Origin of the sequence: Priestia sp. 179-F W1.4 NHS, assembly GCF_045369295.1 — a bacterium.
Classification (GTDB): domain Bacteria; phylum Bacillota; class Bacilli; order Bacillales; family Bacillaceae_H; genus Priestia; species Priestia zanthoxyli.
The window spans coordinates 238,664-260,722 of the sequence record NZ_JBIQFF010000001.1; the positions used below are offsets into that span (position 1 = coordinate 238,664).

Annotated in this window: 25 protein-coding genes and 1 other annotated feature; of the genes, 23 read left to right on the forward strand and 2 right to left on the reverse strand. The window is 39.7% G+C overall.

Translation table 11 applies throughout. The annotated features are described in order from the left end of the window. Positions 1-43: 43 nt before the first annotated feature. From ACH0CI_RS01150 to pheA, 17 genes are all read left to right on the forward strand, one after another. Positions 44-613 (forward strand): Maf family protein, encoded by a 570-nt coding sequence (locus tag ACH0CI_RS01150; RefSeq protein ID WP_406900789.1) that lies wholly within the window; start codon positions 44-46, stop codon positions 611-613. A 15-nt stretch (positions 614-628) separates the two neighbouring features. Further along, entirely contained in the window at positions 629-1,315 is a 687-nt protein-coding gene (gene radC, locus ACH0CI_RS01155) for a RadC family protein (protein WP_028411718.1), read from the forward strand. Positions 1,316-1,544: 229 nt separating this feature from the next. Next, complete coding sequence (locus ACH0CI_RS01160; protein ID WP_013059345.1) at positions 1,545-2,570, forward strand: rod shape-determining protein; 1,026 nt, start codon at positions 1,545-1,547, stop codon at positions 2,568-2,570. Between the two features lie 19 nt (positions 2,571-2,589). After that, positions 2,590-3,471, forward strand: coding sequence for a rod shape-determining protein MreC (gene mreC, locus ACH0CI_RS01165; protein ID WP_095378863.1), 882 nt, complete (start codon positions 2,590-2,592; stop codon positions 3,469-3,471). Beyond that, a complete protein-coding gene (mreD, locus tag ACH0CI_RS01170; RefSeq protein ID WP_340843706.1) occupies positions 3,471-3,989 on the forward strand; it encodes a rod shape-determining protein MreD in 519 nt (172 codons plus the stop codon). Before mreC ends, mreD begins: the two co-directional genes overlap by 1 nt. Before the next feature lie 116 nt (positions 3,990-4,105). Then, positions 4,106-4,789: a septum site-determining protein MinC gene (gene minC / locus ACH0CI_RS01175; protein WP_028411717.1), complete on the forward strand. Its 684-nt coding sequence runs from the start codon at positions 4,106-4,108 to the stop codon at positions 4,787-4,789. Positions 4,790-4,791: 2 nt separating this feature from the next. Continuing rightward, positions 4,792-5,592, forward strand: coding sequence for a septum site-determining protein MinD (gene minD, locus ACH0CI_RS01180; protein ID WP_013059341.1), 801 nt, complete (start codon positions 4,792-4,794; stop codon positions 5,590-5,592). A 120-nt stretch (positions 5,593-5,712) separates the two neighbouring features. Next, the gene (locus ACH0CI_RS01185; protein WP_028411716.1) at positions 5,713-6,495 is read left to right on the forward strand and encodes a M23 family metallopeptidase; all 783 of its coding nucleotides are present in this window, start codon (positions 5,713-5,715) and stop codon (positions 6,493-6,495) included. Then, entirely contained in the window at positions 6,488-7,354 is an 867-nt protein-coding gene (locus ACH0CI_RS01190) for a M50 family metallopeptidase (RefSeq protein WP_033579652.1), read from the forward strand. Before ACH0CI_RS01185 ends, ACH0CI_RS01190 begins: the two co-directional genes overlap by 8 nt. Before the next feature lie 83 nt (positions 7,355-7,437). After that, positions 7,438-8,907 (forward strand): Rne/Rng family ribonuclease, encoded by a 1,470-nt coding sequence (locus ACH0CI_RS01195; RefSeq protein WP_406900790.1) that lies wholly within the window; start codon positions 7,438-7,440, stop codon positions 8,905-8,907. 78 nt (positions 8,908-8,985) lie between these two features. Then, positions 8,986-9,057: a sequence feature (ribosomal protein L21 leader region), on the forward strand. 14 nt (positions 9,058-9,071) lie between these two features. Further along, positions 9,072-9,380, forward strand: a complete 309-nt coding sequence (rplU, locus tag ACH0CI_RS01200; RefSeq protein ID WP_013059337.1) for a 50S ribosomal protein L21 — start codon at positions 9,072-9,074, stop codon at positions 9,378-9,380. 9 nt (positions 9,381-9,389) lie between these two features. After that, positions 9,390-9,722, forward strand: a complete 333-nt coding sequence (locus ACH0CI_RS01205; protein WP_013059336.1) for a ribosomal-processing cysteine protease Prp — start codon at positions 9,390-9,392, stop codon at positions 9,720-9,722. A 16-nt stretch (positions 9,723-9,738) separates the two neighbouring features. Continuing rightward, positions 9,739-10,032 carry a 50S ribosomal protein L27 gene (gene rpmA / locus ACH0CI_RS01210; RefSeq protein WP_013059335.1) on the forward strand — a complete coding sequence of 98 codons (294 nt, stop codon included), beginning with the start codon at positions 9,739-9,741 and terminating at the stop codon, positions 10,030-10,032. Between the two features lie 171 nt (positions 10,033-10,203). Further along, positions 10,204-10,740: a Spo0B C-terminal domain-containing protein gene (locus ACH0CI_RS01215; RefSeq protein WP_013085118.1), complete on the forward strand. Its 537-nt coding sequence runs from the start codon at positions 10,204-10,206 to the stop codon at positions 10,738-10,740. A 51-nt stretch (positions 10,741-10,791) separates the two neighbouring features. Continuing rightward, the gene (obgE, locus tag ACH0CI_RS01220) at positions 10,792-12,078 is read left to right on the forward strand and encodes a GTPase ObgE (protein ID WP_406900791.1); all 1,287 of its coding nucleotides are present in this window, start codon (positions 10,792-10,794) and stop codon (positions 12,076-12,078) included. 33 nt (positions 12,079-12,111) lie between these two features. Further along, positions 12,112-12,561, forward strand: a complete 450-nt coding sequence (locus ACH0CI_RS01225; protein ID WP_028411711.1) for an ACT domain-containing protein — start codon at positions 12,112-12,114, stop codon at positions 12,559-12,561. Between the two features lie 28 nt (positions 12,562-12,589). Then, entirely contained in the window at positions 12,590-13,462 is an 873-nt protein-coding gene (pheA, locus tag ACH0CI_RS01230; RefSeq protein WP_406900792.1) for a prephenate dehydratase, read from the forward strand. Between the two features lie 29 nt (positions 13,463-13,491). Here the strand turns inward: pheA and ACH0CI_RS01235 are convergent, their stop codons facing one another. Together ACH0CI_RS01235 and ACH0CI_RS01240 are read right to left on the reverse strand one after the other, a co-directional pair. After that, a complete protein-coding gene (locus ACH0CI_RS01235; RefSeq protein WP_028411709.1) occupies positions 13,492-14,037 on the reverse strand; it encodes a transcription repressor NadR in 546 nt (181 codons plus the stop codon). A gap of 15 nt (positions 14,038-14,052) precedes the next feature. Continuing rightward, positions 14,053-15,189, reverse strand: coding sequence for an IscS subfamily cysteine desulfurase (locus ACH0CI_RS01240; RefSeq protein ID WP_406900793.1), 1,137 nt, complete (start codon positions 15,187-15,189; stop codon positions 14,053-14,055). Positions 15,190-15,278: 89 nt separating this feature from the next. Here ACH0CI_RS01240 and nadB point away from each other — a divergent pair, with 89 nt between their 5' ends. From nadB to ACH0CI_RS01270, 6 genes are all read left to right on the forward strand, one after another. Then, complete coding sequence (nadB, locus tag ACH0CI_RS01245) at positions 15,279-16,823, forward strand: L-aspartate oxidase (protein WP_406900794.1); 1,545 nt, start codon at positions 15,279-15,281, stop codon at positions 16,821-16,823. A gap of 35 nt (positions 16,824-16,858) precedes the next feature. After that, a complete protein-coding gene (nadC, locus tag ACH0CI_RS01250) occupies positions 16,859-17,752 on the forward strand; it encodes a carboxylating nicotinate-nucleotide diphosphorylase (protein WP_406900795.1) in 894 nt (297 codons plus the stop codon). Further along, entirely contained in the window at positions 17,709-18,809 is a 1,101-nt protein-coding gene (gene nadA / locus ACH0CI_RS01255) for a quinolinate synthase NadA (protein WP_406901368.1), read from the forward strand. The genes nadC and nadA overlap by 44 nt, the downstream gene beginning before the upstream one ends. A gap of 214 nt (positions 18,810-19,023) precedes the next feature. Next, on the forward strand, positions 19,024-20,301 hold the full coding sequence (gene safA, locus ACH0CI_RS01260) for a SafA/ExsA family spore coat assembly protein (RefSeq protein ID WP_335388183.1): 1,278 nt from the start codon (positions 19,024-19,026) through the stop codon (positions 20,299-20,301). Next, entirely contained in the window at positions 20,291-21,256 is a 966-nt protein-coding gene (locus tag ACH0CI_RS01265; RefSeq protein WP_230624656.1) for a phosphotransferase, read from the forward strand. Before safA ends, ACH0CI_RS01265 begins: the two co-directional genes overlap by 11 nt. Before the next feature lie 94 nt (positions 21,257-21,350). Continuing rightward, on the forward strand, positions 21,351-22,010 hold the full coding sequence (locus ACH0CI_RS01270) for a YhcN/YlaJ family sporulation lipoprotein (protein ID WP_033579658.1): 660 nt from the start codon (positions 21,351-21,353) through the stop codon (positions 22,008-22,010). Positions 22,011-22,059 lie beyond the last annotated feature (49 nt).

The window sequence follows — 22,059 nt, forward strand, 5'->3', positions numbered from 1 at the left end:
GTGTGTCCTTCTTTTTTAAAATCAAAATGCAAAGGTGAGATGTATGAAACAAACATTAATTTTAGCTTCAGGCTCTCCTCGTCGAAAAGAATTACTTCAGCAGCTTCACATTCCCTTTACCGTTCACGTTAGTACAATTGAAGAAATCGTCAATCCATCATACACTCCGTCCGAGGTAGTAATGGATTTAGCTAGGCAAAAAGCAGTGGACGTCGCTTCGCATTATAAAGAGGATATGGTCCTAGGCGCCGATACAGTTGTCGTATATGGCAATCGTATTTTAGGAAAGCCAAAAACGAAACAAGAAGCGATTGAAACACTTACGATGCTGTCAGGTCAAAAACATCAGGTGTTAACTGGAGTAGCGTTCGTATCAAATGCAAAAGTTCATACGTTTTATGAACAAACTAATGTAGAGTTTTGGCCGGTTGAACAAGATGAAATCGTACAGTACGTAGAGTCAGGAGAGCCTATTGATAAGGCTGGTTCTTATGGAATTCAAGGTCTCGGTGCTGCGCTAGTTAAAAAAATTGAAGGAGACTATTTCTCCGTGGTGGGCTTGCCGCTCTCCCGAACAATACGTGAGCTAAAACAATACGGTTTCGTCTACTAAAAAGGAGTGACGAAATTGGATCAATCATTGCTAATTAAAGATTTTCCTCAAGATGAAAGACCTCGAGAGCGCCTTGTGGCAATGGGTGCTTCTAGTCTTTCTAACCACGAGCTTATTGCTATTTTGCTGCGCACCGGAACCAAAGATGAATCTGTTCTTCAGCTGTCCAATCGCATATTAACGCATTTTGAAGGTCTTCAACTTTTACAGCATGCATCGCTTGATGAAATGATGAATATTAAAGGTATCGGACCTGCAAAAGCGATTCAAATTATAGCGGCTATTGAAATAGGTAAGAGGATTGTACAGCGGAAATCTAGTGAGCGATATACCATTCATGGCCCTGAAGACGGAGCTAATTATGTGATGGAAGAAATGCGCGTGCTGTCCCAAGAGCATTTCGTCTGTTTATACCTCAACACGAAAAATCAAGTTCTCCACAAGCAAACCATTTTTATCGGAAGCCTCAATTCATCTATTGTCCATCCAAGAGAAGTATTTAAAGAAGCCTTTCGCCGTTCAGCTGCATCTCTTATTTGTATTCATAATCATCCCTCCGGCGACCCTACTCCCAGCAGAGAAGATATAGAGGTAACGAAGCGCTTAAAAGAGTGCGGATTTATCATAGGAATTGAATTGTTAGATCATTTAATTATCGGAGATCGAAAATATATTAGTTTAAAAGAAAAAGGATACATGTAAGGCTATGCTTTTTAAAATCCTTGGGTTATAATAGTAGTCATGATTTTAAATGACAAGTTCTTTACAATCATTCGTTATTAATAGACAAAGTATGACTTTTTATCATACAATATTTGGCGTTGACATCTATGAAAAAAGTATAGAAAATAAAAAATGTTACTTATGAAATGAAGAAATTGAATTATGGAATTTTTACCTTTGCATTTTGGTAAGAGAAAGGAAGAGACACATGTTTGGAATCGGTACTAGAGACCTTGGAATAGATTTGGGTACTGCAAATACGCTCGTTTATGTAAAAGGAAAAGGAATTGTTGTGCGTGAGCCGTCTGTTGTGGCTTTGCAAACTGATACAAAACAAATCGTTGCGGTAGGTAACGATGCAAAAAATATGATTGGTCGTACACCTGGGAACGTAGTAGCCCTTCGTCCAATGAAAGATGGAGTTATTGCAGATTACGAAACAACTGCGACGATGATGAAATATTACATCAATCAAGCTCAAAAAACAAAAAGTTTGTTTGCGGGTAAGCCGTATGTAATGGTTTGTGTACCTTCTGGCATTACAGCTGTTGAGAAGCGTGCCGTTATTGATGCGACTCGTCAGGCTGGCGCGCGTGATGCGTATACAATTGAAGAACCGTTTGCTGCAGCAATCGGCGCCAATCTACCGGTTTGGGAGCCAACGGGAAGTATGGTAGTAGATATTGGCGGAGGAACAACAGAGGTTGCGATTATTTCTTTAGGCGGAATCGTAACATGTCAGTCAATCCGTATCGCTGGGGACGAGATGGATGAAGCGATTATTCAATATATTCGCAAGAATTACAATTTAATGATCGGTGAGCGTACGTCAGAAGCATTAAAAGTAGAAGTCGGTTCTGCCGGAATTCCAGAAGGTATTGAAAACATGGAAATTCGCGGACGTGACTTACTAACAGGTCTACCGAAAACAATCGAAATTTCAGCAGAAGAAATTGCAGAAGCGCTAAAAGATACAGTGGCTTCTATTGTCGATTCAGTAAAAAGTACATTAGAAAAAACACCACCTGAACTTGCGGCAGATATTATGGATCGCGGTATTGTATTAACAGGCGGTGGCGCATTGCTACGTAATTTAGATAAAGTTATTAGTGAAGAAACAAATATGCCGGTTGTCATCGCAGAAGATCCGCTTGACTGTGTTGCAATTGGAACTGGTAAAGCGTTAGAACACATTGATTTATTTAAAAATCGTACAAGCGATTCATATCGCTAAATATTAAGAGGTGTAGATCGTGCCACAATTTTTCTTAAATAAACGTTTAGTTATTTTATTGGTCAGTATTATTGTATTAGTGGCATTGATTGGTTTTTCGTTAAATGGTCGTAAAAATGTAACGTGGCCTGAACAGTTTGTCAAAGATACGGTTGGTCTTGTTCAGGCTACCTTTAATGAACCCGCACAATTTGTAGCGGGTTTCTTTCAGAATGTAGGTGACTTAAAGCGTACATACGAAGAAAACGAGGTATTAAAAGCCCGTTTAGACGAACGCATGCAATTAGAAACGAAAGCCAACGCTTTGCAGCAAGAAAATAAAAAATTAAGAGCACAGCTCAACAAAAAAACGGATTTAAGTCAATACAATCCAATCGAAGCAACAGTTATTGCTCGTAATCCAGACCGTTGGCATGAGGTAATTGCCATTGATAAAGGGACGGTTCATAATGTACAGGAAAATATGGCTGTTATGACTCCTGAAGGGCTGATTGGTAAAGTGAAGCATGCATCTAAGTTCACATCTACTGTGCAGTTAATTAGTTCATCAGATCGTACAAACCGTGTATCTGCTAAAATTCAGGCTAAAAAAGAAGTGTTTGGTTTAATTGAAGGCTATGATGATAAAGAACAGGCGCTTGTTATGCGTCGTATTCCTTTTGATGCTGATATTAAAGAAAAGCAAAAAGTAGTAACGTCCGGTCTAGGACAAGAAGACGGCATTTTTCCTAGCAATCTTCCAATTGGCGTTATCACAAAAATTGAGCCTGATGAATATGGATTAACGAAAAAAGCTTATATCAAACCTGCTGCTGACTTGTATGACTTAGATAACGTAGTTGTAGCTAAAAGAAGTGCGCCCGCTGCTGAAGACGATTTAGGGGCGGAGGAGGCTAACTGATGAAGCGGTTTGTCCTTCCTATTCTCGTGCTTGTCGTTTTTATGTTTGAAAGTATCTTTGTTAATTTTGTCGCCATGGCATCACCATGGCGAGACTGGATTCTATCGCCTCACTTTGTTGTAGTGGTACTGGCTTTTATGGCAGTGTATTATCACCCAAAGCAAGCGATGCTATATGGGGTAATCCTTGGATTCATGTACGATATTGCCTTTACGGATGTCTTAGGAGTATACGCGCTTGGATTGCCGGCCGTATGCTATATCGTATCAAAACTAATGAAGGTTTTTCAGCAAAATACGCTTATCGTAATCTGCATGTCGCTATTAGCTGTAGCCATTATTGAGTTTTATGTATATGGAATTAATAGCATTATTAATATATCCGATATGACCATTGGTCGCTTCTTGCAAGAGCGATTTTACGCAACCATCATTTTAAATGCCATATTTGCACTCATTTTTGCATTTCCGCTTCAAAGATGTTTTCAATATTTCGCTAAATTTATCGATGAACGCTGATACGAAAATATATTACGCTTCTCGTTCGTTATGTGATAAAAATGCTGATTGAAGAAACGAAAAAAAGGAATTGAGTAAGTCTCTGTCGAAATTATATATTCGTTGAGGTGAGCGTCTTGAATAAACAAAAGCAACAAAATGTGACAATTAAAGGAACAAAAGATGGATTAACGTTGCATCTCAATGATACATGTTCATTTGCAGAGCTTTTGACGGAACTTAAGACGAAGCTTTTGACAAATAAGCATGGCGATGCCGATCAAATCGTCACAGTGTATGTCAAAATCGGAAATCGTTATTTAACTACAGAGCAGGAAACCGAATTGAAGGCGCTCATAGAAGAAAATCAGTATTTAGTAGTTAAACAAATTGATAGTAACGTTATTTTAAAGCAAGATGCAGTCCGAGTAAGAGAAGAAAGTGAATTAGTATCTGTTACAAAGGTAGTTCGTTCAGGACAGGTTCTCCATGTAGAAGGCGATTTGCTTCTAGTCGGAGACGTAAATCCCGGAGGAACCGTCGTAGCTGGAGGAAATTTATTTGTATTAGGTGCTTTAAAAGGGATTGCTCATGCAGGATATCGCGGCAATAAAAACGCCGTTATTGCTGCATCGTTAATGAAACCTTCACAGCTGCGCATTGCTGATATCATTACCCGATCAGAAGAAGAGCGCAGTGAGAAGGAAGAGAATATAATGGAATGTGCATACTTAGATGATAATGATCAAATGGTGATAGATCGCGTGCAAGCTTTACCGCATCTAAGACCGAATTTGACCAGGGTAGAAAGGAGAATTTGACAGTGGGAGAGGCTATTGTTGTTACGTCTGGTAAAGGTGGAGTTGGAAAAACAACGACATCAGCCAATTTAGGTACTGCTCTAGCATTAGCTGGAAAGCGCGTGTGTCTAGTAGACACTGATATCGGCTTACGCAACTTGGATGTTGTAATGGGGCTTGAAAATCGTATTATTTATGATCTTGTAGACGTGGTAGAAGGTCGATGCCAACCGCAAAAAGCCTTGATTAAGGACAAGCGTTTTGAATGTTTGTACTTACTTCCTGCTGCTCAAACGAGTGACAAAACAGCTGTTCAACCAGAACAAATGCGAGAGTTAGTTCTTCAGTTAAAGCAAGACTATGACTATGTGGTTATTGATTGCCCAGCTGGTATTGAACAAGGCTATAAGAATGCCGTAGCTGGCGCTGATAAGGCACTCGTTGTGACAACACCGGAAGTTTCAGCTGTTCGTGATGCTGACCGTATTATTGGATTATTGGAGCAAGAGGATATCGAATCTCCAAAACTGGTTATTAACCGAATCCGTAGTCATATGATGAAAAATGGAGACATGCTGGACGTGGAAGAAATTTCTCAGCTTCTGGCTGTTGATTTAATTGGAATCGTTGCTGACGATGAAAATGTTATTCGTGCTTCTAACAACGGTGAACCAATTGTCATGGATCCATCAAGCAAAGCATCAATTGCATATCGTAATATTGCAAGACGTATTCTAGGTGAAACGGTTCCTCTTCAATCGTTAGATGAAGAAGATAAGGGAATGTTTGCACGTATTAAACGATTCTTTGGTGTTCGTTCTTAAAAAGCTTCCGATAGAGGAAGCTTTTTTTATTTATGTGATTTTGTAGAGTCAAGCTGTCATAAGCTCCACGGACAAGTCATATAGTTGATTATACGATAAGAACAAGGAGAATGATGAATCATGAATCGACGTGCTGATGAAATCCGTAAACGAATTGCTGAGCGCAAGCGAAAACAATTAAATACAACGAAGCGTCTTCCTCAAGAACCTCTTCATACGTCCTTAATGAGTGAAGAAGAAAAATATGGATCGATGGATTATTCTGCGGTTGAATACACACCATCAGCAAAGGAATATCACCCGTTATTTCGAAAAGAACGCTTTTTATTTAAAATTTTAGCTTCGGCCTGCTTAGTGTTAATTGTAGGGATTATGTTCAAGAACGCTTCTCCTGCTTTTGAACAGGCCAGAGTGGTGGTTCAACAAACAATGGATAAAGAATTTCAGTTTGCGGCTGTTTCCTCTTGGTATGAAGATAAGTTTGGGAAGCCGTTAACGCTACTGCCGAATAAGGAGTCTAGCAAAACGGAGCAAAGTGTAAGCGGAGAATACGCTACTCCAGCTTCAGGGAAAGTAACGGAAACATTTGCTCAAAGTAAGCAAGGCGTGACGGTTCAAACAGGAGTGGATTCTGTTGTAGAAGCAATGAGTGAAGGTATTGTAAGGTATGTAGGAAAACGTGATGATACTGGGAATACCGTTATTATTCAACATGCCGATGGAACTGAAACTTGGTATGGACAGCTCAAAAAAATCAATGTTAGCATGTATGATTTTGTGAATAAAGGCAAAGAAGTAGGGATTGTGGAAAACAGTAAAAAAGGCGATGCTGGAACGTTCTATTTTGCTATTAAAAAAGGCGATAAGTTTGTGGATCCTAGTCAGGTGATTCAATTTGAATAGTGCTTTTTCGTTATTAATGAAAATTCACATTCATCCATTGTTTTGGGGGATTTTCGTAATTGGTATCTTAACGGCTACGGTAAAGCAGCTTTTTTTGTTATTTATTATTGTAATTATTCATGAACTGGGCCACGCCGTAGCGGCTCAGTGTTTTTCTTGGCGAATTCGTAGAATTATGCTCTTACCTTTTGGAGGAGTAGCAGAAGTAGATGAACATGGTAATCGTCCATTTCGAGAAGAGTTTATTGTGACAATAAGTGGACCTCTTCAGCATCTTTGGATGTTTGGAGCTGCTTTCTTATTAATGAAAATAAATGTGTTGTCTTTGGAAACGTATGAGCAATTTATGTTTCAATGCACAGTAATTTTACTGTTTAACCTTTTGCCCATTTGGCCATTGGACGGAGGGAAGCTGCTTTTTTTAATGTGCAGTCGTTCTTTACCATTTTTAGAAGCGCATAAGCTTGCACTCCGGTTATCAACGTTTTTTTTAGCTATCGGTATTATCTACGCCGTCATTATGCATCCTTTTCAGCTGCACTTATGGATTGTTATTTCATTTTTAATTATATCCGGATATTTGGAATGGAAGAGCAGGCAATTTGTCTACATGCGCTTTTTGTTGGAGAGGTATCATGGAAAAGAGCATCCAATTGGAGCTTTAAAAACGCTAAGTGTATCAACCAGTGAGACGCTCCATCAAGTCCTGCAAAAATTCCAAAGAGGTTGTAAGCATATGATTATTGCTACATCTCAAACAGGCGAGCATGTACAAATTGATGAAAATGAACTTTTACACGCTTACTTTGTAGAAAAAAGAACAAATAGCCCACTAGATGAACTTGTAACAGTTTACTGATTTCTAGTAACATAGAATAGAATGAAAAAAGTTCGGTTGCACTGACCGAACTTTTTCCTATGAATTTAGATTAAAGTGAGGCAATGTATGTGAAGGCATGTATCATTAACGCGGCTACTTCTTCCAAACGTATAGCCGTGATAAACGATAAAACACTAGAAAAAATATATTTAGAAGAACAAAGCGAGAATCAAATTATTGGTGATATATATTGGGGTAAAGTCGTAAAAGTCCTGCCGCATATGCAAGCAGCCTTTATCGATATTGGTTTATCAATGAACGGATTTATTCATCGAAATGAACTTGTATCCTATCAGCAGTCAGATAATCCTCACAAGGATCAGCAGCCGATGTCTGCTTTTATTCGTGAAGGAGAAAAAGTATTGGTTCAAGTTGTAAAAGAAGGCATTGGAACAAAAGGGCCGAAGCTGACGGGTATTATTGAATTTTCTTCTGATGAGCTTGTATATTTACCGCACGGAAACTATGTCGCTGTATCCAAAAAAATAGATGAGCCACAACGACAACAGTGGAAACAGCTTGGCGAGCGGTTAAAACAGGGGATGGAAGGCTTTTTATTTCGAACAGCGATTGAGGAAAAATCAGAAGCTGCGGTCCAACACAAAATAAAAGAGCTACAGAAGAAATATGAGCGCCTTGAACGACAGACACAGGGAATGAAAGCTCCTGCCCTAGTCAGCAAGGGACAAGATTTTCTCAAAACAAGAGTGCAAGCTGCACTTCAACAAGGAATTGACGGGATAGTAGTAGATGACTTTGACCTATATCAGCATCTTCAAGCTGCCTACCCTAACTCGTTAATAGAGTACTATAAAGGAAATGAAAATATTTTCTCCTTTTATGATGTGGAACGGCAAATAGAGAAGCTTTTAAAGCGAATCGTGTGGCTCAAAAGTGGAGGTTATATCGTTATTGACGAAACGGAAGCGATGACGGTCGTAGACGTGAACACGGGGAAGTTTTCAGGAAAAGATAATATTCGAAAGACGATGCTTCAAACAAATATGGAAGCTGCGTATGAACTGTCCAAACAGATGCAATTACGTCACTTAGGCGGCATGATCTTAATTGATTTTATAAATATGTCTCATAAAGAAGATCGGACAGAAGTAGAAAGGTACATGAAAAAGCTATGTGAACAAGATGAAGTGCGGACGAATGTAGTTGGCTTTACAGAGCTCGGCATATTGCAATTAACGCGGAAGAAAGTGCGCAATAGCATTGGGTCAACATTAACTATGCCTTGTGAAGTATGTGAAGGAACCGGTAAAATGATTGATTCCAAAACGGTTGCTTTTCAAATTGAACGTGTAATTTGGGAACATCGCGGCGCGGAAGAAGAGGCTATTTGGATTGAGACGCGAAGTAATGTTATAAATGAAATGAAAGCTCAAGGGTTTCTCAAAGCTCTAGAGAAAATGGTTAAAAAAACCGTATATCTTACGCCAAGCGATGATTATACAAACGCATTTGTTTTGCGTCAATTGGGGTCGAAAGAGCAGATTCAAAAAAGGGTCTCTGCTTCTATATAAATTTTTAGAAGAAAACATGAATTCCAATTGACACTAACCTTTGATTTGTAGTAAGATTTAATATGTTGGTTTGTAGCACCCGTGCTACAACCGCTCAGAACAGGTTTTAAGTTCACTTGAACACCTGTGATGGCGAGTCTTAGTTTTTAGAGGAGGTGCAGAGAATGTACGCAATTATTGAAACTGGTGGTAAGCAAATTAAAGTAGAGGCTGGTCAAGCAATCTACGTTGAAAAACTTGCTGGTGAACAAGGCGAAACAGTTACTTTTGACAAAGTATTATTTGTAGGTGGCGACAGCGTGAAAGTTGGTGTTCCTTTCGTAGAAGGTGCAACAGTTACGGCTAAAGTTGAAAAACAAGGTCGCGCTAAAAAGATCACTGTATTTAAATACAAAGCAAAGAAAAACTATCGTCGTAAGCAAGGTCACCGTCAACCTTACACAAAAGTTGTAATCGACGCTATCAACGCGTAAATATAACAAATGATTAAGGTGACGATTTCTCGTGATGCAAATAAGAAAGTTGACGGGTTCACGATGAGTGGACATGCTGACTTTTCCGAACACGGAAAAGATCTTGTTTGTGCGGGAGCATCTGCAGTTTCATTTGGAACAATTAATGCTATCTTTTCAATAAGTGGGGTTGAACCGCACTTAGAGCAAGGTGGAGATGGTGGCTATCTCCGTTGTGAGATTCCGAAAGATGTGGATTCGTTCACATTGGAACAGATTCAATTGCTATTAGAAGGTATGGTTGTTTCACTGAAAACGATCGAATTAGATTACAGTAATTATATAAAAATTAACGACAACTAAACAGGAGGTGGATGTCATGTTAGTAAGATTAGACCTTCAATTCTTCGCTTCTAAAAAAGGAGTAGGTAGTACTAAAAACGGTCGTGATTCAATCTCGAAACGTCTTGGTGCTAAACGTGCTGATGGCCAATTCGTATCTGGTGGTTCAATTTTATACCGTCAACGCGGTACTAAAATTTACCCAGGTGCAAACGTAGGTCGTGGTGGAGATGATACTTTATTCGCTCAAATCGACGGTATCGTTAAATTTGAACGTTTCGGTCGTGACCGTAAAAAAGTATCTGTATACCCTGTTGCTCAAGAAGCATAAGATACAAAAAGAAAACTCTAACCCAAGTAGGTTAGAGTTTTCTTTTTGTAGAATATTTCACCTATTACCCATTGGAATTTGTTATAATCGAACATATCTAAGAAGATTGATACGAGATGTTTGTCAGCGTTGTGAAATACTTATGCTCGAGTCAAAGTTAGGAGTGCTAAGATGGAAAAAGAATGGGATGTCGTAGAGGTATTAAGATACGCGCGGCATGATTGGTTAAATAAGCTGCAATTAATCAAAGGCAATCTAGCGTTGAATCGGCTTGATCGAGCGAATGAAATCATTGAAGAAATTGTAAATGAATCCAAACATGAATCCAAGTTAACAAACATCAATATGCGACTGTTCGCGGGCTTTGTTATGACCTATCATTGGAATAACCATGCTGTTCGCTTAGATGTGGAAGTGCTTGGAGAATTGAAGGATTTATCACAATACGATGAGTTCGTATACAACTGGTGTTGCTATTTGACAGAAGCACTCGAAAAATATGTTGATTATCATGCAGAAAACTATTTGAGTATTTCAGTATGCATTGAAGAACAGGGAATTCGTTTCTTTTTTGACTTTAGTGGAATACTAACAGATATACAGAAGCTACAAAACAAGCTACAATGTTATGAGTGCGCTCAAGGAGTTGCATTGGTTGAACAGCATATGTCTGAAGATGAATTTAGCCTTATGCTCACAATAAGTTAAAAGCGCTTTTGCTATGGCAAGAGCTAAGATATAGAACGGAGTGAAAAAGAAATGTTTGTAGATCAGGTCAAGGTATATGTAAAAGGTGGCGACGGAGGAAATGGAATGGTTGCCTTCCGTCGCGAAAAGTACGTACCAAAAGGAGGTCCTGCAGGTGGTGACGGTGGTCACGGTGCAGATGTCATTTTTGAAGTAGAAGAAGGATTACGTACGCTGATGGATTTCCGCTATAAGCGTCACTTTAAAGCAAGCCGTGGTGAACATGGAATGTCAAAAGGACAGCACGGACGTAACGCTGAGCCGATGATTGTAAAAGTTCCACCAGGTACCGTTGTGTTGGATGAAGATACGAACGAAACGATTGCTGATTTAGTTGAGCACGGCCAGCGCGCAGTGATTGCTAAAGGTGGACGCGGAGGGCGTGGGAATACGCGTTTTGCTACACCTGCAAATCCAGCACCGGAGCTTTCAGAAAATGGAGAGCCGGGTAAAGAGAGAAATGTCATTCTTGAATTAAAAGTATTAGCCGATGTAGGATTAGTTGGTTTCCCAAGTGTTGGAAAGTCAACGTTATTATCCGTAACGTCTGCTGCAAAGCCAAAAATTGCTGAATATCATTTTACAACAATTAATCCGAATTTAGGAGTAGTTGAAACAGAAGATAATCGCAGTTTTGTGATGGCAGATTTACCAGGGCTAATCGAAGGTGCACATGAAGGTGTAGGATTAGGTCATCAGTTTTTACGTCACATTGAACGTACCCGCGTTATTGTCCATGTAATCGATATGTCAGGTTTAGAAGGCCGCGATCCGTATGAAGATTACTTAACCATTAATGAAGAGCTGCGTCAATATAATATGCGTTTAACAGAACGTCCGCAAGTAGTGGTAGCAAATAAAATGGATATCCCGCAAGCCGAAGAGAATCTAGCTGCATTCAAGGAAAAAGTAGGGGACGAAGTGAAAGTCTTTCCAATTTCTGCAGCAACGCGTAATGGAATCCGCGAACTGTTATTTACAGTAGCTGATCTTGTAGAAACTACGCCGGAATTCCCAATGCAAGAAGAGGAAGATTTATCTATGCACCGCGTACTGTACAAGCATGAAAAGAAAGAAGTGGAATTTGTTATTACGCGTGATAGCGATGGCTCATACGTATTAAGCGGTGAAAAAATCGAAAAATTATTCAAGATGACTGATTTCTCACGTGAAGAATCAGTTCGTCGATTTGCGCGCCAGCTTCGAGGCATGGGCGTCGATGAAGCCCTTCGTGAACGAGGAGCAAAAGATGGCGATATTGTAAAGCTATTTGAATATGAATTTGAATTTATTGACTAATTGTTGTTCATAGGATAAGGGGAGGGGCTTTACTTGCATAAGAGCGATAAGCAGTTTTATTTAGTTCGCGAAGATGTATTACCGGAAGCGATGAAAAAAACATTGGATGCGAAGCTGTTAATTGAACGGGGAAAAGCTGAGTCGGTAGCAGATGCTGTACAAGCCGTAGACTTGAGTCGCAGTGCTTTTTATAAGTACCGCGACACGGTCTTTCCGTTTCAGACGGTTGTCAAACAGCGCATTATTTCACTATTTTTTCATATTGAAGATCGATCAGGAACTTTATCACATTTATTGAGCACCGTTGCATCATCGGGATGCAATGTGTTAACGATTCACCAAACCATCCCTTTACAAGGGCGTGCCAACGTAACTCTTTCATTAGATACAGCAAGTATGAGTGTTGAGTTAAATGAAATGCTGCGAAGACTGAAAAGCTTAGAGTTTGTAGATAAAGTGGACGTGCTTGGTTCAGGGGCATAATGGTAAACAGATATAGATAAGGAGAGGCATGATTGTGGGGAAAGTAGGATATTTAGGACCAAAGGCAACATTTACACATGTGGCCGTCCAAGGCGTATTTAAACAGCACGACCATATTCCATACAAAACAATTCCAGCATGCATTGATGCAGTGGATAAAGGAGAAATTGAGTATGGAATTGTACCGTTAGAAAATGCACTTGAAGGATCTGTAAATTTAACACTTGATTATCTCATTCACGAACGTCGTCTGCCGATTGTTGGAGAAATTGTGCTTCCAATTCGTCAGCATTTAATGGTTCATCCATCTCGTGCAGAACAGTGGAAAAACATTGAAACGATTTATTCTCATCCTCATGCAATTGCGCAGTGTCATAAATTTTTACACGGAGAATGTACGTCAACTGCAGTAGAAGAGATGACATCAACGGCGTTTGCTGCTAAATATGTAAGCGAACACCCTGAGCTTAATATTGGAGCTATTGCGAATGGATTAGCAGCCCGTGAATATGGATTACATATTGCTTGCCCGAACATTCATGATTATGATCATAATACAACAAGATTTGTTATTTTGCATAAAGATGGAGGGCAAGAGGTGCCATTTTTAGCTGGAAACGGGTGCAAGACAACGTTAATGATTACACTTCCATCTGATCAGGCAGGAGCGCTTCATCAAGTGCTTTCAGCTTTCTCCTGGCGTAAGCTAAATCTGTCTAAAATTGAATCCCGTCCCATGAAAACAGGGCTTGGAAACTATTTCTTTATCGTTGATATTGAACAAAAAATGGATGAAGTATTAATTCCTGGGGCTATGGCTGAACTTGAGGCACTAAGCTGTAGCGTAGAGCTGTTAGGAAGCTATCCTCATACACTACTTGAAACAGAAATCCCGCTTTAAAGCGGGATTTTTTTTGTTATAACACCTTTTTACTCATTCGAAACTAAATAACCTTCCGCTTCAAGAGCTAAGCAGGCAGCATTCAGTTTTTCAATTGTATCTGCTTCAATTGTATGAAGGTGAATCCCCTCTGTTAACTGAGATAAATAAGTTGCGTTTGTTTCTTGAATTTTTTTTATGAACGTTTCTACTTCTTTTCGGGTTTGAATCATAACGGAAGCCGTTAATTCACCATACACAGGGTGTTCAACGGTTACATTTTTTACGAGAACGCCGTGGTCAACAAGCAGGAGAAGCTCCTTTTCAGCATCTTCTGGCGTATGCTGACAGGCAATAATTCGCTGATGCACGGTAGTTTGAGATGGATTTTGAATATAAATATATCCTTGGCTTGTTGCGATAATGGGCTCATTTTTAGCTTTAAGCAGCGAAATATCTTGTACAATGACTTGGCGGCTAACGTTTGTTCTTTTCGAAAGCTCACTGCCCGTCATTGGTTTATTCTCTGTTTGTAACCATTGTAGAATAAGTTCTCTTCTTTCTTCTCCAAGAATTTTCTTTTGAGTTCCTGGCACCTTTAATCCCTCCTTTTACACTGTCATAAATTCTTGCTGTAATAAATGAAAAACGGATATGAGTCGATCAATATGCTTAAACGTTGAATGTTGACTAAATGAAAGACGTACAAAGTTCTTAGCATTCGCAGTCGATTTGCCAATCGCAAGTAAAGAAGCTAATGGTTCCTGCTGATTTACATGGCAGGCACTTCCCGTAGATATAGCAATTCCGTGACGATTACATTGTAACATAACATATTGACCCTGTATGTTTGAAAATGTCAGTCCAATAATTCCAGGAAAATGAGAGTTCCCAAGGCCTTCTACCTCTATAAAAGGAGCAAGAGATTCTAGTTTTTCCAGTAAGTACGATTTTAAGCGCTCATAATGGCTTCTGGCGGTCTTCATTTCTGCATATGCGCATTCAGCTGCTGCAGTAAAGGCAGCAATGCCTGTGGTATTTACAGTCCCAGGGCGAAAGCCTTTTTCATGAGTTGCTTTATGATAAATAGGCTTCCAAGAAGAACTTGAATTCATGTATACCATTCCTACACCTTTTGGTCCGTAAATTTTATGACTAGAAACTGAGATGCTATCAGCTTTCAGCTTTTTAACATCAATAGGAAGCTTACCGAAAGATTGAACACAATCACAGTGAAAGAGAATTTCTTTTTTAGATAAAAAATGGCCAATATCCTCAACTGGCTGAATTGTACCGATCTCATGATTGATATGCTGAATGGCTACTAGCACAGTGTCAGGTCGAATCGTCTTCTTTAAGTCGTCTACAGACACAACGCCGTTTTGATCTACAGGTACGTAAGATAAGGAAAAGCCTTCTTTTTCAAGCTGCTGCAACGTATGAAGAACTGAAGAATGTTCAAGCTTCGTTGTAACCAAATGTTTTCGTTTGCTAGTGTTTCCTTTTAAAAGAGAGTGAATAGCTAAGTAATTAGCTTCTGTTCCCCCGCTTGTAAAAAAAAGATCATCCTCTCGGCAATTTACTAACAGGCTTAATTTTTTTCTGCATAGTGTAAGCAGATTCTCTGCTTGTGTTCCAAGTGTGTGAAGACTGCTGGAATTTCCATAATAGCTCGTTGCCGCTTCAGTATATACCTCAATTGCTTCTTGTCTCATTGGCGTTGTTGCTGCATAGTCCAGATAAATCATTTTCTCCCCCCGATAAAAAAACTTCTTGTCTTTCATTTAATAATATGTAAATATAGGTGTCAAGACACATGTAAATAAAGAGGTGTAAAATGTTAGAGACGGATGTTTTAATTATTGGAAGCGGATTAGCAGCGTTTTCTGCAGCTTATGAACTGTGTCGTCATAACAGAGTTGTAATGGTAACGAAAGGGAAAATTGACCGCAATAACTCAGTTCTTGCTCAAGGCGGAGTAGCAGCTGCTATTGGAAGCAGCGATCACTGGAGTGAACATCTCTATGATACGTTGGTTGCGGGCAATAAGCATTGCAATGAACAAGCGGTACGCACTTTAGTGGAAGAAGGTGCGGCTGTAGTAAATGAATTGATTCATAAAGGAATGAAGTTTGATAAAAATCCAGATGGTACGCTGCATTTTGGAAAAGAAGGAGCCCATCGTGTCAATCGTATTTTGCATGCAGGTGGGGATGCAACAGGACAAGCGCTGTTCGCTTTTTTGAAAAAAGAAGTAATGCCATATATTACAGTGATTGAAAACGAAATGATTCAGCATTTAGTAACTGTAGATGGAACGTGCAGAGGTGCTATCGGACAAGGTGAAAACAACAAAATTACTATATATTATGCTCGTCAAACCATTATTGCTACCGGAGGAATCGGCGCTTTGTACAAGCATACATCTAACCAGCCGCTTGCGACAGGAGATGGGCTAGCGCTTGCGTACAGGGCTGGAGCAAAATTAGCGGACTTAGAATTTGTTCAGTTTCATCCGACCCTTTTGTATCAAAAGGAAGCGAAAGGTCTAGTATCCGAAGCGGTTCGAGGTGAAGGTGGTGTACTGGTAAATGAATGGAATGAACGCATAATGGAAGGCGTTCATCTCTTTAAGGATTTAGCACCGCGAGATGTTGTAGCAAGGACGATTTTTAATGAAATGAAAAAAGGAAGATCCGTATTTTTAGACATTGAAAAAGTGGCTCATTTTGAACAAAAATTTCCTACGATTACGGCACTGTGTCGAAAGTATAAAATTCAATTGGACAAAAAACGAATACCTGTTACTCCGGGCGCACATTTTTTAATGGGTGGAATTGAAGTAGATGCTTACGGACAAACAAGTGTTGAAGGATTGTATGCCGTGGGGGAAGTTTCTTCTACAGGCGTTCATGGAGCAAATCGTCTAGCAAGCAATTCATTGTTAGAGTGTCTTGTATTCGGAAAACGGGCAGGGCGTCATATTTTACATAAAGCGAGAACGGTATCTCGTTATACTCCCGTTCGTTACGTCTATAAAGGCATGCCTAAAATACTGCCTGCCACAAGACAAATTCAGCATAAAATGATGGATTGTGTAGGAATCATTCGTCATGAAAACGAATTGGCTACCATTGTGCATGAATTCACAAATTATTTGGATGGAATATCTCTTGATCAAGAAGTTATATATTCGAGGGAAGCTGCAACCATCTGCAATATGCTAACTGCAGGTCTGCTTATTGCCGAGTCCTCTCTTGCAAGAAAAGAAAGTAGAGGAGGTCATTACCGAAGTGACTTTCCGCATGAAAAGCAAGAGTGGGAGCATAAGCGAATTATTAAGCAGTCTGCTGCTTCAACAAAACAATCATTGATTTTATAAGCAAGGAAATCTAAAAAGAAAGGTGAGGTAGTACAATGAACACGTTGAAATTACAAACACTGTTGCAGTCTTTTTTTATAGAAGACATTGGAGATGGAGATATAACTTGTGAAGCTATTTTTTCTCGGTCTGACCAAGGAAAGGCTCTGTTTACGGCAAAGCAATCAGGTATTATTGCAGGAGTGGAATTGATTAAAGAAGGATTTCATTTAATAGACCCTAATGTGAAAGTGGATTTTGAAAAAAAAGATGGAGATGTTCTTAAGCCTGGAGATAAAATAGCTGCCGTTTCAGGATCCGTGCGATCTATTTTGACCGGTGAACGGGTAATTTTAAACTTACTTCAAAGAATGAGCGGCATTGCCACGATGACGCACAAAGCCGTAGCGATGCTTGGCAGCTCACATACCCGCATATGTGACACGCGAAAAACAACCCCTGGTCTGCGAATGTTAGAGAAGTATGCCGTTCGTGCTGGAGGAGGTTATAATCATCGTTTTGGCTTGTACGATGGCGTCATGTTAAAAGATAACCATATTGCACATGCAGGATCTATTCTAGACGCTGTTGTGAGAGTAAGAGAGCAGCTTGGACATATGGTTAAGGTGGAAGTAGAAATTGAAAATAAAAGTCAATTGCTAGAAGCAATAGAGGCAGGAGCAGATGTCATTATGTTCGATAACTGTTCTCCAGAAGTCATTAAAGATTGGATACCGCTGGTTCCCGCTCATATTGTCACAGAAGCATCCGGTGGAATTACGCTTGGCACGCTCCATTCTTTTAGAGACAGCGGAGTGGACTATATTTCACTTGGAGCTTTAACGCATTCAGCAGGGTCTATCGATATCAGCTTGGACTTATTAACAGAAAGGGGAACAGAAAATGATGAGTTTATTACAAACGCTTCAGCAGCAAACGCTGCCCGCTAAATATACGGAGCTCACAGAAAATGAAATGAAAAGAAGAGTATTAGAAATCAAGAAAAAACTCGGAAGCAAATTGTTTCTGCTCGGCCACCATTATCAAAAAGACGAAGTGTACGAGTTTGCAGATGCGGTAGGAGACTCCTTACAGCTGGCTCAAATAGCGGCTGAAAATAGAGAAGCTGAGCATATTGTGTTTTGCGGCGTTCACTTCATGGCAGAAACAGCTGATATTTTAACAGGTGAAAACCAAAAAGTCATTTTACCCGATATGCGAGCTGGCTGTTCAATGGCTGATATGGCTACTATTCAGCAAACAGAAAAGGCATGGCCTGTCTTGCAGGATCTTTTCGGAGATACGATTATTCCGCTTACGTATGTAAATTCTACAGCTGCAATTAAATCTTTTGTAGGCGAACATGATGGTGCAACAGTAACATCTTCAAATGCAAAAAATATGGTGGAGTGGGCATTTTCTAAAAAAGAGCGCATTCTCTTTTTACCAGATCAGCATTTGGGCAGAAACACAGCTTATGATTTAGGTGTTGGACTAGATGAAATGGCCATTTGGAATCCTATTGAAGAAATGCTTGAATATGAAGGCGATATAAACAACATCAAGGTGATTCTATGGAAAGGTCACTGTTCTGTGCACGAAAATTTCACGGTTAAAAATATTGATTATTTACGCGAGAAGCAGCCTGGGATGAATATTATTGTTCATCCAGAGTGTTCCCATGAAGTGGTGCAAAAATCAGATTATGCAGGTTCTACAAAATATATTATTGATACAATTGAACAAGCTCCTTCAGGCTCTAAATGGGCCATTGGCACGGAAATGAACTTAGTGAAACGGATTATCAATAGTCATCCGGATAAAGAAATTGTTTCACTTAATCCCTATATGTGTCCTTGTTTGACGATGAACCGAATTGATTTGCCTCACTTGCTGTGGGCTTTAGAAAGCATCGAAGAAGGAAAAGAAGTAAATCAAATCAAGGTGGATAAACATACAGCAGAAGGTGCTATCAAAGCCCTAACGAATATGTTAGAACGAGCATAAAGATTTTTAAGACAATTAAACAAAGAAGGTCTAAAAGAAGACTTATTGACATATTGTTTGTGTTGATAAGTCTTTTTTTCTTTATCATAAAAACTTGAACCAAACTGTGGGCAAAATGAATAAAAAAATGGTTCAAGGCATATCTTGTGATGAACAAACAGAACTTACTTTGATTTTGCACATATAGATGGCAGAGACTCTACTCGGGAGGGGAATGACGTTGAAAATCCATATCGTTCAAAAAGGGGATACCCTTTGGAAAATCGCTGAAAAGTATGGGGTTAATTTTGAAGAGTTAAAAAAAGCGAATTCTCAATTAAGCAATCCAGATATGATCATGCCTGGAATGAAAATTAAAGTGCCGACAAGCGGAGTGCCTGTTCAAAAAGAAGGAGCTCCTTCACCTGGGATAAAAGAAATGCCTAAAGTTCAACACCCTTATAGTGACCAATCCACAAAAGCTTATCCAGTAACGGAAATTGATGAAAGTCCAGATGAGAAAAAGTCAGCTAATCAGCCTGCTCAGACACCGTTTATGCAACCGATAAAAGAAGCACCAATTGCCCAGCCTAAAAAAGAAGCACCGATTGCTCAACCGAAAAAGGAAGCGCCGATTGCGCAGCCAAAGAAAGAAGCGCCGGTCGCCCAGCCTAAAAAAGAAGCACCAATTGTTCAGCCTAAAAAAGAAATGCCAGTTGCGCCAAAGCTTCCTAAATTAAAGCCAATTGCACCTGAGATTGATATTAACAATTATTACACAGTTAATATGGCGATGCAGGCTCCAAAAAAAGAAGCACCAAAAGAACTACCCAAGCATGAATCGCCAGAAAGTCCTGAGATGGAGAGTATAGAAATGCCTCCTCAAATGCCATGTTACCCAATCATGCCAATATCGCCTGTGATGCCAGGCTGCGGATTTAATTATATGCCGTGTCATCCGCCAATGTATGCACCGCAGCCATATCCAATGCCAATGTATCAACAGGCTCCAATGTATCATCACGGTTATGAAAACGAATCGTTTGAAGAACATGCAATGGGCGCTCACATGGCACCGATGCCAATGTATCCAATGATGCCACACAGCTGCTATGGACCGGTACAATGTTCTCCTTGTCCGCCTCCATGGGGATATCAGCAGCCCGTTTATCCGGCCTATCATCAAGCACCGATGTATCCACAAGTGCAAGGAGCTATGACAGGTGGCCATTATGAAAGTTCTTCCGAAGGTTTTGGAAACGCGCCTTACCATTATGGGCAGCACTATGCGCCACAGCAGCAAGGAGACTGCGGCTGCGGTGAACCACGACCTGACGACTATGCACCACAGCAGCCTTATCCACAGTACCAGCAGGTACCTTATGGCTTTCAGGACCCAAGGGCACCCTATCCAGCCCCATATGGCATGATTGGTGTACCTCCGTATCCTGCGTTTGACCCAAATGCATTTAGTATTCCAGAATATGATGAGTACGACGAAGATGAGGATTGATTATTATACACGAGACGATTTTAATTTAAATCGTCTCTTTCTCTATTTGAAAAAAAGAGATATTCAAGTTGAGGCCTACCGTATGAAAAAGCCTCATGTCATCATAGCGGATACGAATAAAGGAAAAAAAGTAATAAAAGCTTACAGAGATAAAGGTAAAATTGAACATGTTTATCATTTTTTATCTCAGATTCAACAAGGGTACGCTGTTAATTTCGAAGCTTACCCACAAGGTGAACTTTATATAAAGGACCGTCATTTGTATTGGGCGATGATGCCCTTTGTTAAGCAAGTAAAAGAGGTAACGTATGAAAGTTTTCAGGATCGAGAAGAAGTATTACAAGCATTGAGCCGCTATCATGGAGAAGTTCATAAAAAGAAAATAGCCGCGTATACAAAGCTTTCTGAGTATGATCTTATTTTAAAATGGAAAAAGCGGCTTTCTTCTTTTCAAGAAGCATCACACATATTTAGAGAATTTAATCAATTTCATGTATATAAAGATATTGTGACTTGGGGAGAAAAAGCTTTAGTCTTAATGGAGCGCTTCAAAGATAGAGGGTTGAACTATTCCATTATTCATGGTGATGTTGCTTCACATAATTTCTTGAAAACAAACCACTTGGGTATTGTTATGATTGATTTTGACTTAGCGGCTAAAGCTCCTGCTCTTTATGACTATGTTCAGCTGGCCCAGCGCTTTTTGCCTTACGTCCAATGGTCGATGAAAGAACTACTTCAACACTCGAAAATAAAAGAATTAAGCAAGCAGCGTTTTTTTCTTGCTTCTTTGCTATTTCCATCGATGCTGATGAGAAACTGGAATATAAACCCCTCTGCTTTATCATGGGCAACCCGTCAAAGGTTAATGCAGCAATCAGTTGAAGAATGGTCACAGCGTACACGGTTTTATCGAGTGATTTACCAGCACTTACAAAACCTACATGACATGTAAAGAGTTTATAAACACTTCATCGAATAAGAAACGGCTTGTCTTTTAATCCTAATAGTAAGCTCAGAGTAAATAGAGCTTAAATTAGGGGGCGATTATGTTGAATAGGTATGTAGCAACTTCTTTAGCTTTTGCATGTATGATGGGACTTGGCGCTTGCAATAACAAAGACCAAGGTATGGAACAACGCTATACAGATACGACACAGCCTGTTGGGTATCATACAAATGAAAAAGCGAATGAACATCGCGTAGATAATCCGAAAGGTCCAATGACTGAAGTTTTAGATGGGAATGGAACACCTAATTATCCGTTAAACGTAAGTGATGGACGTTTTGACAATCCGACAAACCCTTATGGAAACATCAATAATACAAATGATCGTACAAATGGCGTGGCTAATATGTATTACGGTGAAGATTATCCAAGAGACTTTACGGAAAAAGTGGCTGATCGAGCTGCAAGCGTTAAAGGTGTAGAAAATAGTCGCGCCGTTGTCCGTGGAGATCAGCTATTAGTTGCTGTGGATCCTGCCAAAGACATAAATAACGGCCGTTTAAGACAAAATGTGCTCGATAAAGTAAAGCCTATTGCGAAGGACTACAATGTTCAAGTAAAAGTAGATCACGATGTATTTATGAATGCTCGTTCTCTTGATGACGATATTCGAAATGGAAAAGACCGAAATACGATTCAAACTAATTTCAATGGTCTATTTGAATCAGTCGATGAGAATGTCAATCATAAACATCGTTAAATGAAGAAGCAGCTGTCTGTGAAGGGCGGCTGTTTTTTTGATGAGAATA